This window comes from Sulfitobacter indolifex (assembly GCF_022788655.1).
Lineage (GTDB): Bacteria > Pseudomonadota > Alphaproteobacteria > Rhodobacterales > Rhodobacteraceae > Sulfitobacter > Sulfitobacter indolifex.
Window position 1 is genome coordinate 424,035 of record NZ_CP084951.1, and the last position, 12,749, is coordinate 436,783.

Genomic DNA, 12,749 nt, shown 5'->3' on the forward strand with positions numbered 1-12,749 from the left:
ATGCAGCTACAGGTTTCACTATGCCCCTTAACCAAGGCGCAAATGTGATCCCAGAGGGGCCGTTTTGGGGAATATGCGTGCCGCCCTGCCATAGAGGTTAATCGGACGTTAGCAGGCCCACCGCCAACCGCAGTTCAATCCTATTTTCCTGCGCCAAACGTTGATAGCTTAGGTCTTTGGCCAGATCCCGGATCAAGAACCAGCCAAAGCCCCCTTCGGGTAGGTCGCAAATCGGCCCGTCAATTTCCTGCGGCAGGCCTAAGGGTGCTTGTAGATCCGGCATCGGCAACCCTTCGTCACTGACAGAGAGATGCAGACCATCCGGTTCGTGGTGGCAGGCGATATGGATCGGCCCGGGGCGATCCGGGTCTGGATAGGCGTGTTCGACGATATTGTTAAGCATCTCAGCCAATACGAGCCTTACTAAGCAGGTCTCTTCAGCCTCCAGCTTGAGACAGGTAAGACCGTCAAACAAAAGCGCCAGCGCCTCGCGCGCGGCACAGGGGCCGCTGTGGATGCTGATCTCAAACGGGGATAGCGCAGACCGCGCGGCGGGCCGCCGCACCGCGCTATCCCCGATGCGCGGTTAAGGCAGCATCTAAAGTGCCGAATATGCCAAAAACCGTATCCATTCGGGTAAGGGCAAAGACCTTTTCGACTGCGGGGGTTAGTCCGGCCAGCACCAAGGCCCGCTGCGGTGCCAGATGCTTCATCGCTGCCACGATCGCGCCCAGCCCGCTGGAATCAATAAAGTTGACCCGGTGCAGGTCAAGGATCACCACCGGTGGGGCACTGGCTGTGGCGTGGCGCACGGCGTCCTTGAACTCAAGCGCGGCCGCGGCGTCAATCCGTTCGTGCAGCACGCTGACCACGCAAAAGCGGTCTTCTGTTTTAGCGGAAACTTCCATAGACATGCCTCAAGACTGTGAAGTTCAAGACATGATTAACCGCAAAACCTTACCAATTGGTATGCGGCCCAACTCAAGGAGAACGTGATGCGCAATGTTGTCATAACCGGTGCAGCCAGAACCCCGATGGGCGGCTTTCAGGGCGCTTTCGAAGGGCTTACGGCCGCGGAATTGGGCGGCAGCGCGATCAAGGCCGCGTTGGGCGCGATGAACCCCGCCGAGGTGCAAGAACTGCTGATGGGCTGCGTTCTGCCCGCAGGGCAGGGCCAAGCGCCCGCGCGTCAGGCCGGTTTTAAGGCAGGTCTTGGCGAAGAGGTGCCGGCCACCACGCTCAACAAGATGTGCGGTTCAGGCATGAAGGCGGCGATGATGGCCTTTGACCAGATCGCACTTGGCCATACCGATGTGATGGTCGCGGGCGGCATGGAGAGCATGACCAACGCGCCCTATGTGCTGCCCAAAATGCGCGGCGGCGCGCGGCTAGGCCATGGGCAGGTGATCGATCATATGTTCCTTGATGGCTTGGAAGATGCTTACGACAAGGGTCGCCTGATGGGCACCTTCGCCGAGGATTGCGCCGAGCGTTTCCAGTTCACCCGCGAGACGCAGGATAACTATGCGCTGGCATCGCTGTCGCGCGCGATTGAGGCGCAGGAAGGCGGTGCTTTCGCCGATGAAATCGCCCCGGTTGAGGTGATATCGCGCAAAGGCAGCACCACGGTTAGCGCGGACGAACAGCCCGCCAGCGCCCGGCCTGAGAAGATCCCGCAGCTAAAGCCTGCTTTCCGCGAGGGGGGCACGGTGACGGCGGCAAACTCCTCTTCGATTTCAGACGGAGCGGCGGCTTTGGTTCTGGCGGATGAGGACAGCGCCAATGCCAAGGGTCTGAACATCCGTGCGCGTATCGTCGGCCACGCCAGCCATGCCCAAGCGCCCGGGCTTTTCACCACAGCACCCGTGCCCGCCGCGCAAAAGCTGCTGGAGCGGATCGGCTGGAAGAAAGAGGACGTGGACCTCTGGGAGGTCAATGAAGCCTTTGCCGTCGTGCCGCTGGCCTTTATGCATGAAATGGACCTGTCGCATGATATCGTGAACGTCAACGGCGGCGCCTGTGCGCTTGGCCATCCTATCGGCGCCTCTGGCGCGCGGATTATGGTGACCTTGCTGAACGCGTTGGAGAAGCGCGGGCTGAAGCGTGGCATCGCGGCGATCTGCATTGGTGGCGGCGAAGGCACCGCCATCGCGATTGAGCGTCCCTGATCCTCGGGCCATCCAAAGTATCCTGAAGGGGAGGCGGCCTGCCTCCCTTTTCCCGTCTGCAATATGAGTTTCCCCATGACAGTCGACTACCAAACCCTTGCCAAAACCATCGCCGCCCTGACCGAGGGCGAAGATGACGCCGTGGCCTTGATGGCCACCATCGCCTGCGAGGTGCATCAATCCGATGACCGTTTTGATTGGACGGGATTTTACCGCGTGACCGCGCCCGAAGTGCTGAAAATCGGACCCTATCAAGGCGGTCACGGTTGTCTGGTGATCCCATTCTCGCGCGGGGTCTGCGGCGCTGCGGCGCGCACGGGCGAGGTGCAGTTGGTGGAAGATGTCGATGCCTTCCCCGGTCATATCGCCTGCGCGTCGTCGACACGGTCGGAACTGGTGCTGCCGGTTTGGAATGGGGCGGGGGATTTGCTGGGGGTCTTTGACATCGACAGCGACCAACCAAATGCCTTCACCCAAGCGGATGCCGATGCATTGGCGGCGATCCTCAAGGACAGTTTCGCTGCGGCCGCCTAAAGGTCACGCCCCGCTTGATCCGCGGGGCGGCATCTGCGAGGGGGAGCTATGGATAGCGAATATAACCCGCCGCAGGAACCGCTGGTCATTCTGCATGAAGACGCCGAAGTGCTGCTGGTCGATAAACCCGCGGGGCTGCTCAGCGTGCCGGGCAAGGGTGAGCATCTGGCGGATTGCCTGATCGCGCGGGTGCAGGCGGTCTTTCCGGAAGCATTGCTGGTGCATCGGCTGGATCGTGACACCTCGGGCGTGATGATCTTTGCGATGACTGCTCATGCGCAACGCCACCTTGGGCTGCAGTTTGAAAAGCGCATGACGCGGAAAACCTATGTTGCGCGGGTCTGGGGCGTGCCGGAAGAGAAATCTGGTTCTATCGATCTGCCGCTGATCGTCGATTGGCCGAACCGCCCGCTGCAGATGGTCTGTCATGAGACCGGCAAGCCCGCGCAGACCGATTGGAAGGTGATCAAGACCGACGGAGAAACCTCTCGCGTGCGGCTGTTTCCCAAGACCGGGCGCAGCCACCAGCTTCGCGTGCATATGTTGGCGCTTGGGCATCCGATTCTAGGGGATCCGTTCTATGCCACCGGGCCCGCGCGGGATTACCCGCGGTTGATGCTGCATAGTGAAGAGCTGCGGTTTAACCATCCGCAGGGCGGGGCTTCGACCAAGGTGCGGGTTAAGGCGCCGTTCTGAGAGCGCTCCGTGCCCAGCCTTGTAATCTGTGTCGGGTGTGGGATCGGTATTTAAGAAAGGATGAAAGCAATAGGGGCGGTGGCGCTGCGGGGAAGTTGTGCTTTGTGGTATTGGGGGGGTGAAACCTGCGGGGTTTGAGACTACCTCTAGGCTAACTGTTCACAGATTGACCCGGAGGATATCATGGGCTTGCGTATCAACGACACTATTCCCGACCTTACAGTCGAAACAGATCAGGGCAGCTTTTCGCTGCATGAGTTCGTCGGTGACAATTGGGCGATCTTGTTTTCCCATCCGAAGGATTTCACCCCCGTTTGCACGACCGAATTCGGTGCCGTGGCGCGGCTTTCCGATGAGTGGGAAAAGCGCGGGACTAAGGTGATCGGCATTAGTGTCGACGGGGTTGAAGAGCATAAAAAGTGGAAGGGCGATATTGAGAAGGTTGCGGGCACAAAAGCCGGCTTCCCGATTATCGCTGACGCGGGGCTGGAGGTGTCGAAGGCCTTTGATATGCTACCTGCAGAAGCCTATATGCCCGATGGCCGGACGCCGAATGACAGCGCCACTGTGCGGTCGGTCTTTATCATTGGGCCGGATAAGCAACTGAAGCTGAGCATGACCTATCCGATGAATGTCGGCCGTAACTTTGCCGAAGTTCTGCGCGCGTTGGATGGGTTGCAGACGGCCGGGAAGAACGGAGTAGCGACGCCCGCAGATTGGCAAGTTGGCGAGGATGTGATTATTCCCGCGACCGTGTCGGATGAGGACGCCAAAGCGAAATTCGGGGCGTTTGATACTGTGCTGCCTTATCTGCGTAAGGCAAAGCTGCCGGGTTGAAGGCGCGATTGGGGCCGCATTGCGGCCCCTTACTTCCGGGGAATGAAACAGCTATGTTTTTCAAACTAGATGGCGATCAGCTTGCAGAGTTTGATGCAAAGCTCGCGCCGGATATTATCACATTTAATACAAGTACGGGCGCGGTTTTACGAAGTTTGGCCGCGCGGCGTGGCTGGGGTGCGGCGGTGAGAGCTTTGATTGGGCAGGTGGTCTCTCCCGATCCTGAGGCTGGTGCATTGGTGCAAGGCAACCTTGACCGGAAGCGTATCCGTGTGCCGCAGATCTTTTCCAACAAAGTCGTTGCTGGGATTTATCGACGTGTGAAAGTGACGCAAGCGGGGCTGCTGAAACAGGCGCTTGAGGCAGAGATAGAAGCGCAAGTGCCTGACTGTACGCTTATTTTTAACGGGTCGGCGTATCCTGAATCTGTTTTGGCGGCTGTTTCTCGTACCCTTCCGCGTGTTTTTGTAGAAGGTGGGTTTTTCCCAAATACACTGCAGATTGACCCCAAGGGTCTGAATGGTGCAAATTCGATCCCCAGATCTCCGGAATTTTACCGCGCTGCTGATTTTGCATCTGAAGGCTTGCCGAAGACGGTTAACAACCGTCCATCCAAGCGTCAGTTTGAAAAGGTTGATCTAGCGCCGGGGTTTGTCTTTGTCCCCTTTCAGGTGCCGTCAGACATGCAGGTGACGTTACACTCCCCATGGGTGCGGGACATGGCGCATTTTTTAGAGGTCGTGACCGCAGCAGCCGAGGATAATCCGGACGAAGTATTTGTCATTAAAGAACACCCCTCTTTCAAACATTCTGTCAAAAACCATTTGCCGCCGCATCCGCGCGTGATCTTTGCGAATGGGAACATCACCTCTGAGCTTTTGGAACAATCGCGCGCTGTGATGACGCTGAACTCGACCGTGGGGATCGAGGCGCTGCTGCACGATAAACCTGTGATCACGTTAGGCGAAGCCTGTTATAATATCGAAGGGCTTGTTCAGCGGGCACAGGATACAGCGGCCTTAAACAAAGCGTTGCAGAACCGGGACTTTCGGCCAGACGAGATGCTACGTCAGCAGTTTTTAGGCTATTTGTGGAACCGCTACCTTTTGCACGGCAGCTATAACGATTTGCCCGATAACCTAGCCTTTGAACTGCGCCGCCGGGCGGGTCAGGACATCATTTCGTAGCCGAAATTGCCGAAGTCGGCGCGCGTCTTGGTGTTGATGACGGAGATAACCTCTGGCGTGAGGTAGCTTTCGCGGGGCTTTTTGTCGGAAGTATTGCGGCTGCCTTGACGGGGCAGGCGTTCTTTAATGTTCAGGTCTGCGAAAAACGCGTCGAGGTCTGCATGAAGGCATTCGAACTTGATAAGCTGGTCGACGATGACACGGCCACTTTGATCGCAGACAAAGGCAGATTGGCCGAGGTCGCGCGCTTTGACATACTCGAGGAAACTCATCCGTACACTGCGGGTGTGACGATGATGACGGGTGTTCTGCCGCTCGAATTCATAGGCTGATATGGCCTGATCGTAAGGATTTCGCACCACTGCAAAACTGCTGTAGGCGTCCCAATGTTTCAATCCCATACGGCGGCGGAGATAGAGCGCAGTGGCATGGCCCGGAATATAGGCGCGTGCGATGTCTCTTTTAATGGGTAGTTTTGCGACGAGCCGGTTGAACGCCGTCTTTCGTCCGGGGGCCTTATACGGCGCCAGCAGCTCTTCTATCGCGCCGCCCGCTGTTTTCGGCACATGCACGAAGACAAGGTTAAGGGCGGGATAGATTGGCATGGTGTGAGGAACCCCCGAGAAAAACCCCGGCGGATGAACCGCCGGGGCCAATAGCGCAGGAGAAGGATTAACCTTCTGCCGCTTCTTCTTTTGACACTTCTTCACCAGTTTCCTGATCGACGACTTTCATCGACAGGCGCACCTTGCCGCGATCGTCAAAGCCCAAGAGCTTCACTTTCACTTCCTGGCCTTCCTTCAGAACGTCCGAAGGATGGTTCAAGCGGCGGTTTTCGATCTGGGACACGTGAACCAGACCGTCGCGCTTGCCAAAGAAGTTCACGAAAGCGCCGAAATCGACGATCTTGACCACGGTGCCGGTGTAAACGGCGCCTTCTTCGGGCTCTGCCACGATCGAATAGATCATGTCATAGGCCTTCTTGATGGCGTCGCCATTGGCGCTGGCGATCTTGATGATGCCTTCGTCGTTGATGTCGACCTTGGCGCCGGAGACTTCGACGATCTCGCGGATCACCTTACCGCCGGAACCGATCACTTCACGGATCTTGTCGGTGGGGATCTGCATGGTCTCGATGCGTGGGGCGTGGACGGAGAAGTCAGAAGCACCCGAAAGCGCTTTGTTCATCTCGCCGAGGATGTGGATACGGCCGTCTTTGGCCTGAGCCAAGGCTTTTTCCATGATCTCGGGCGTGATGCCTGCGACCTTGATGTCCATCTGCAGCGAGGTGATGCCCGCTTCGGTACCGGCCACTTTGAAGTCCATGTCTCCGAGGTGGTCTTCGTCACCCAGGATGTCCGACAGGATCGCGTAGGAGCCGTCATCTTCGAGGATCAGACCCATTGCAACACCGGCCACAGCCGATTTCAGCGGCACGCCTGCGTCCATCATGGACAGCGAGCCACCGCAGACCGATGCCATCGACGAGGAGCCGTTGGATTCGGTGATCTCGGACACGAGACGGATGGTGTAGGGGAAGTCTGTGGCTGCGGGCAGAACGGCCTGCAGGGCACGCCAAGCAAGCTTACCGTGGCCAACTTCACGACGGCCGGGAGGGCCGACGCGACCAACTTCACCAACCGAGTAGGGAGGGAAGTTATAATGCAGCAGGAAGTTCGATTTGAAGTTGCCGTGCAGCGCGTCGATGAATTGCTCATCGTCGCCAGTCCCCAGTGTGGTCACGACGAGACCCTGTGTCTCACCACGGGTGAACAGCGCCGAACCGTGGGTCCGCGGCAGGATGCCGGTTTCGGCCACGATGTCGCGGATTTCGTCGGTGCGACGACCGTCGATACGCTTGCCGGTTTTCACCACGTCGCCGCGCAGGATGCTGGCCTCAAGGCCCTTCATCGCGGAGCCGAGGTTCTTGTCCTCAAGCTGTTCTTCGGTGAGCTTGCCCTTGATCGTCTCGCGAGCAGCGGCAACAGCGGCGGTGCGCTCTTGCTTGTCGGCGATGGCGAATGCAGCGCGCATTTCGTCTTCACCGGCAGCTTTAACAGCAGCAGACAGGTCCGAGTAATCGTCGGGCTGGAAGTCGAACGGCTCTTTCGCCGCGTCTTCGGCCAGATCGATGATCAGGTCGATAACCGGCTGGATCTGCTCGTGGGCGAATTTCACCGCACCCAGCATTTCCTCTTCCGACAGCTCATAGGCTTCGGATTCGACCATCATCACAGCGTCTTTGGTGCCGGCGACAACCAGATCGAGGCGCTGCTCGGGGTTCAAGCGCAGGTCCTGCATGTCGTCGATTGTTGGGTTCAGGATGTAGTCGCCACCCTCATAACCCACACGGCAGCCAGCGATTGGGCCACGGAACGGCGCGCCGGAAATGGTCAGCGCGGCAGAAGCGGCGATCATCGCGACCATATCGGGGTCGTTCACCAGATCGTGGCTCAGCACGGTACACATCACCAGAACTTCGTTTTTGAAGCCGGGGACAAAGAGTGGGCGGATCGGACGGTCGATCAGACGCGCGGTCAGTGTTTCTTTCTCGGTGGGGCGGGCCTCACGCTTGAAGAAGCCACCCGGTACTTTACCGGCGGCATAGTATTTTTCTTGGTAGTGCACGGTCAGGGGGAAGAAATCCTGGCCCGGCTTTTGCTGACGTGCGTACGTCACGTTGGCCATAACGCTGGTTTCACCCAGCGTGGCAATCACCGACCCGTCCGCCTGACGGGCAACCTTACCGGTTTCCAGTGTAAGCGTTTCTTCGCCCCACTGGATCGATTTTTTCGTTACATTAAACATCTACGTTTCCTTTTTGGCCCATTGGCCATTGCATAGGGGCCGTATTGCCCCTGACTCCGGTATCTTCTTTTTCAGGCGCAGGAGTCCGCGCGCCGGATTTCAGATTGCGCGGGCATACATGTTTTCAAGGCAAATGGGAAGCGTTCTGTCGGGGCGGAACGGCAAGCGGCGGGTTCTTTCCGCTGCGCTATCGTACAATCGGCATGCATAAAAAAACCTCCCGGCGTGGGCCGGGAGGTTTTAATAGTCCTGTCACCGGGAAACCCGGTAGGCGTGCGCTTAGCGGCGCAGGCCCAGACGCTTGATGAGGTCCTGATAACGGGCGTCATCTTTGGCCTTAACGTAATCCAGCAGCTTGCGGCGCGTCGCGACCATTTTCAAAAGACCACGGCGGCCGTGGTTGTCTTTTTTGTGGGTCTTGAAGTGCTCGGTCAACGTGACGATGCGCGAGGTCAGAATGGCAACCTGTACTTCGGGCGAACCTGTGTCGCCTTCTTTGGTGCCGAAATCTTTCATGACTTTTGCTTTTTCTTCAGCAGTAATCGACATCGGGGTCTCCTTTCGAAAAGAGTTTAAATGGATGGCGCAGGCCGGGATGTCGTCCAGCTCAGGCCCATGGAGATATCACCCGCTGACGGAATCAGCAGGCGATGGGGGCGTATAGGGCGAATTTGCGCCTTTGGCAAAGGGTGATTTTTGCGACGGCGGTTGCATGCGTCACGCGGCAGGAACAAGTGCAAGGGCCGCGCTGAGCGGGATCAGGGCGATATCTTCCAGCGCGACACTATCTCCGGCCACCCGCGCGACGATGATGTCATCCAGCAGGACGAGCGTCTGGTTCGGTTGGTCGGGATCGGGCAGGATGGAAAGGGGCGGCTCTGACCCGGTGGCGGTGCTGTCATCCCAGACAAACAAAAGCGAATCATCTTCTGCGTGATAGTCCATGATCTGCGCCGCGCCCTGCTCGGCAATCCAATCCCCCAAAACAATTTGATCCGTACCTTCGCCTGACGTCACAACGTCCTGCGCGCCTGCGACAATCAGGTCATCCCCGCCGCCGCCATTAAGGTAGTCGCGGCTCTGCTCATCATCCGCGCCGGTGAGCGTGTCATCCCCCCAGCCGCCAAAGAGCGTATCTTCGCCATTGCCACCCCGCAGCGCATCATCGCCAAGCCCGCCTTGGAGCGCGTCGTCTCCTGCGTCGCCATTCAGCAAGTCATCACCCGCAGAGCCCTGGAGCGCATCATCGCCCGCGCCGCCATAGAGAAAGTCATCGCCATTGTGGCCAAAAAGGCTGTCGTTGCCCGCGCCGCCGAACAGGTCATCATCCCCGTCATTGCCGTGCATTCTGTCGTTACCATCGTCGCCGCGCAGCGTGTCATTGCCGTCTTGACCGTGCAGATCATCGTCGCCGCCAGCGCCATGGAGCAGATCATTCCCGCCATAGCCGCCAAGCTGATCGTTGCCGCTGCCGCCCTGCACCGTCTCGCCGTCATCGCTGCCGGTAAGGATGTCCCCCAAAGTAGCGCTGCCGCCGCGCGAGATGTCAGCCTCTGGCGTGTCATCCTCTTCCGGTGTTTCGATTTCCACAAATGTGACAGCGCCAACCGCCATCAGTCCCATCATTCCAGCCAGCCACAGCATCCGCAGTTCCACCGTTCATTGCCTGATGCCCCACACACCATCCCGACCCTAAATGGGCATGGCGTGGCTTTAAAATCAAAGGAATAGACGGAGAATGGTTAACGCGTGGTTGCCAGCGCAGTGCGCTAGGGCTGCCACAAAACCGGCTCTTGGGTATAGGGCAGGTAAAGCGGATGGCGCGGGTGGCCGGCTTTGGAGAGGCCAAGGTGGTAAAGCGGTTTATCCCCTTGCGCCAACCGCGCGGCGACGGCCAGACCCCGGTCCAGATGCGCACCATGCACGCCCCAAGCGGCGATGATCCGGTCGGCCCAACCGGCCCCATCGACCAGCGTGGCGTCATTGTCGGGGCCGACGGGGTCAACAGCCGCGCGCATGTCGCGCGGATCGGTGGCGCGCCATGCAAAGATATTGGTCACCCGGAAACCGCCAAAGCCCAGCACCCGCGCGCGGCGCTCGCAACGCTCAACTGTGGGATCGTTCTGCACCTCGGTCGCGGTGGAGGGGTTCACCATCACAAACATCACCCGCGGCGCGGCGCTGTCCCAGACCCGTGTGAGGCTGTAGCGATACAGCTCACAGGGGGAGTAGACAGCGGTTGAGGGCGCATCGCCCTTGGTGTGGCTGCGGGTGATGAGGGCCATTTAGCCCTCGTTCGTGTCCGAAGATAGGTTGAAGACCCGGCTGGGGTGCAACTCGCCTGCTTTGAAGCGGCCCACGGCGACGGGCTGACCGTCCAGCGAGGCCCAGCATTCATCGCCGTATTCCACGTCATGGGCGATTACCATGCCGGGGTTGCCGTTGCGCAGGCGCGTCGCGCCTTCGGGGGTGGCTTTGACCTCGGGCAACTCAACCAATCCTTCGGCCAGCGGCAGCAGATGCGTGTCGAGTTCTGGCGTGCGGGCGATCTCGTCGATCTGTGCCAGTGTCAGGGCATTCGAGGCCTCAAACGGGCCAGACCATGTGCGGCGCAGCTCGCGGACGTGGCCGAGGCAGCCAAGTTTTTGCCCCAGATCGCGGGCGATGGAGCGGACATAGCCGCCCTTGCCGCAGACCATCTCAAGCGTGACGTGATCCGCATCGGGCCGGTCGAGCAGCAGCAGGCTTTCCACCCAGAGCGGACGCGCGGCGATGTCCATCTCTTCGCCGTCGCGGGCGCGTTTATAGGCGCGCTGACCGTCAATCTTCACGGCAGAGAACTGTGGCGGGACTTGTTGGATGTCCCCGATGAAATCGCTCAGCGCATCCTTAATCGCCGCATCGTCGGGGCGCAGGTCGGAAGTGCCGATGACCTCGCCCTCGGCGTCGTCGGTGTTGGTGGAAATCCCCAAACGCACGGTAAACTCATAAGCTTTGAGCGCGTCAGTGATGTAGGGCACGGTCTTGGTCGCTTCGCCCAAGGCGATGGCCAGAACGCCGGTGGCTTCAGGGTCCAGCGTGCCCGCGTGGCCTGCCTTTTTCGCTTCAAGCGCCCAGCGGACCTTGTTGACCACGGCGGTCGATGTCGGTCCAGCGGGTTTATCTACAACCAGCCAGCCGGAAATATCGCGACCCTTGCGTTTGCGTGCCATGTCTTGCCCCTTCGCGTGTGTGGTGCTGCCCTCTAACGGAGCCGCGCGCCGCTGCCCAGCCCTAGAGCTGGGGAAAAGTCACTTTGCAGGCGTGACGACGCCGATGATTGGCCCCAGCGTGGTGAACCCTGCACCCGTGCGACGTAAACCCGGCGCGCGCAGGCGCGAGATATTGCCGTCAAAATACAGCGCGTTGGGCAGGTCTAGCTCATCGCGGTAGAGCCGAGCAAATTCATGGAACGTCACGACATCGTTGGAAATTGCAAAGACCGCGCGTTTCCCGTCGGCGCTGGTGCCTACCCCGTTGCGGATATAGCGCGAGGTGCTGTTGGGTAGAAACCGCGGGTGTAGGGCACCATCAATCACCAGCATCGGGCCAGATTGCGTGGCGAAGCGGCAGGCGGGCCGATTCCTAAGAAAGCGCTTGGTCTCAATCACATCGGCGCGGCCGTCGCGCAGGCAGAAGACACCGTTCGGCAGCAAGCCAAAGTTGCCCGGCCCTGCATTGTCGATCACGCCGCGTTTCTCAACACCTTCTTCAACGTAATGGCCCACGGGGGAGCGGTCTTCGTGGTACATGCCTGCGTTCATGGCAAAGCCGAGCCGGAGGCCTTGCGCTTTCAGCGCTTCATCAAGCGAGCCGAAGAACCCATAGGGCGCACCTGCGTCATCGTTGAGGAACAGGCGCAGATCGTCGCGGTCCAGATCAACTTCGCAAACGGTATAGGAACTGCCGTCAAACGTGATGTTGCGGCATTCGGCAGCGTCCGCAGGCGTGCCCTTCAGCGCGATCAGCGCCAATGCAATCAGACCGGCGCGGATCACTGATCCGCTGCGCCATCTGTTGCATCATCATCCGGTGCATCCGCATCGCGGCGTACAACATCTTGGTTCATCATCCGGCGGGTGTCGTCCATCTGGTCGAATGTGCGATCCAGTTGGAAGCGCAGATCAGGGGAAAACTTCAGCGTGAGCTTTTTGGCCACCTGTCGGCGCAGCTCGTTCTTGTTCCGCGCCAGCAGTTTGAGCACCTCGTCCTGACCTTCACCGCCGAGCGGCAGAACATAGGCCGTGGCGATCTTGAGGTCGGGCGACATGCGCACTTCTCCCACGGTGATCGACAGCCGATTAAGGTCGGTGTCATGCACGTCACCACGTGCGAGGACATCAGACAAGGCGCGGCGGACGGTTTCGCCCACGCGGAGTTGTCGTTGCGTCGGGCCGGAGCCCTCATGAAGGTTGTTCTTTGCCATGACCCCCATCTAAGGCTTCGGTTGCACTTTGCCAAGCGGTCCGCGACGGGCTAA

The 12,749-nt window shown here is 59.3% G+C and carries 15 protein-coding genes; 5 read left to right on the forward strand and 10 right to left on the reverse strand.

Annotated features, from left to right (window positions below):
• Nucleotides 1-97: 97 nt before the first annotated feature.
• On the reverse strand, nucleotides 98-565 hold the full coding sequence (locus DSM14862_RS02055; RefSeq protein WP_007118745.1) for an ATP-binding protein: 468 nt from the start codon (nucleotides 563-565) through the stop codon (nucleotides 98-100).
• A 4-nt stretch (nucleotides 566-569) separates the two neighbouring features.
• Entirely contained in the window at nucleotides 570-908 is a 339-nt protein-coding gene (locus tag DSM14862_RS02060; RefSeq protein WP_007118746.1) for an STAS domain-containing protein, read from the reverse strand.
• Between the two features lie 87 nt (nucleotides 909-995).
• Between DSM14862_RS02060 and DSM14862_RS02065 the strand changes: the two genes are divergently transcribed.
• From DSM14862_RS02065 to DSM14862_RS02085, 5 genes are all read left to right on the forward strand, one after another.
• Entirely contained in the window at nucleotides 996-2,168 is a 1,173-nt protein-coding gene (locus DSM14862_RS02065; RefSeq protein WP_007118747.1) for a thiolase family protein, read from the forward strand.
• Between the two features lie 75 nt (nucleotides 2,169-2,243).
• Nucleotides 2,244-2,702 (forward strand): GAF domain-containing protein, encoded by a 459-nt coding sequence (locus DSM14862_RS02070; protein ID WP_007118748.1) that lies wholly within the window; start codon nucleotides 2,244-2,246, stop codon nucleotides 2,700-2,702.
• A 48-nt stretch (nucleotides 2,703-2,750) separates the two neighbouring features.
• Nucleotides 2,751-3,398, forward strand: coding sequence for an RluA family pseudouridine synthase (locus DSM14862_RS02075; protein ID WP_007118749.1), 648 nt, complete (start codon nucleotides 2,751-2,753; stop codon nucleotides 3,396-3,398).
• A 183-nt stretch (nucleotides 3,399-3,581) separates the two neighbouring features.
• Complete coding sequence (locus tag DSM14862_RS02080) at nucleotides 3,582-4,235, forward strand: peroxiredoxin (protein WP_007118750.1); 654 nt, start codon at nucleotides 3,582-3,584, stop codon at nucleotides 4,233-4,235.
• Between the two features lie 53 nt (nucleotides 4,236-4,288).
• Nucleotides 4,289-5,422 (forward strand): capsular polysaccharide export protein, LipB/KpsS family, encoded by a 1,134-nt coding sequence (locus tag DSM14862_RS02085; protein ID WP_007118751.1) that lies wholly within the window; start codon nucleotides 4,289-4,291, stop codon nucleotides 5,420-5,422.
• On the opposite strand, the gene DSM14862_RS02090 is transcribed toward DSM14862_RS02085, so the two are convergent.
• The 8 genes from DSM14862_RS02090 to rbfA form a co-directional block, all read right to left on the reverse strand.
• Nucleotides 5,404-6,132, reverse strand: a complete 729-nt coding sequence (locus tag DSM14862_RS02090; RefSeq protein WP_131541666.1) for a sulfotransferase family 2 domain-containing protein — start codon at nucleotides 6,130-6,132, stop codon at nucleotides 5,404-5,406. The two genes, DSM14862_RS02085 and DSM14862_RS02090, sit on opposite strands and share 19 nt — an antisense overlap.
• Complete coding sequence (pnp, locus tag DSM14862_RS02095; RefSeq protein ID WP_007118754.1) at nucleotides 6,095-8,230, reverse strand: polyribonucleotide nucleotidyltransferase; 2,136 nt, start codon at nucleotides 8,228-8,230, stop codon at nucleotides 6,095-6,097. Before pnp ends, DSM14862_RS02090 begins: the two co-directional genes overlap by 38 nt.
• A 279-nt stretch (nucleotides 8,231-8,509) precedes the next feature.
• A complete protein-coding gene (rpsO, locus tag DSM14862_RS02100) occupies nucleotides 8,510-8,779 on the reverse strand; it encodes a 30S ribosomal protein S15 (protein ID WP_007118755.1) in 270 nt (89 codons plus the stop codon).
• A gap of 168 nt (nucleotides 8,780-8,947) precedes the next feature.
• Complete coding sequence (locus DSM14862_RS02105; protein ID WP_243254301.1) at nucleotides 8,948-9,886, reverse strand: calcium-binding protein; 939 nt, start codon at nucleotides 9,884-9,886, stop codon at nucleotides 8,948-8,950.
• 113 nt (nucleotides 9,887-9,999) lie between these two features.
• Nucleotides 10,000-10,515 carry a DUF1643 domain-containing protein gene (locus DSM14862_RS02110; protein ID WP_007118757.1) on the reverse strand — a complete coding sequence of 172 codons (516 nt, stop codon included), beginning with the start codon at nucleotides 10,513-10,515 and terminating at the stop codon, nucleotides 10,000-10,002.
• Nucleotides 10,516-11,442: a tRNA pseudouridine(55) synthase TruB gene (gene truB, locus DSM14862_RS02115; RefSeq protein ID WP_007118758.1), complete on the reverse strand. Its 927-nt coding sequence runs from the start codon at nucleotides 11,440-11,442 to the stop codon at nucleotides 10,516-10,518.
• A gap of 78 nt (nucleotides 11,443-11,520) precedes the next feature.
• Nucleotides 11,521-12,267, reverse strand: a complete 747-nt coding sequence (locus DSM14862_RS02120; RefSeq protein ID WP_007118759.1) for a phosphodiester glycosidase family protein — start codon at nucleotides 12,265-12,267, stop codon at nucleotides 11,521-11,523.
• Nucleotides 12,264-12,695 (reverse strand): 30S ribosome-binding factor RbfA, encoded by a 432-nt coding sequence (gene rbfA, locus DSM14862_RS02125; protein ID WP_050770335.1) that lies wholly within the window; start codon nucleotides 12,693-12,695, stop codon nucleotides 12,264-12,266. Before rbfA ends, DSM14862_RS02120 begins: the two co-directional genes overlap by 4 nt.
• Between the last annotated feature and the right edge of the window lie 54 nt (nucleotides 12,696-12,749).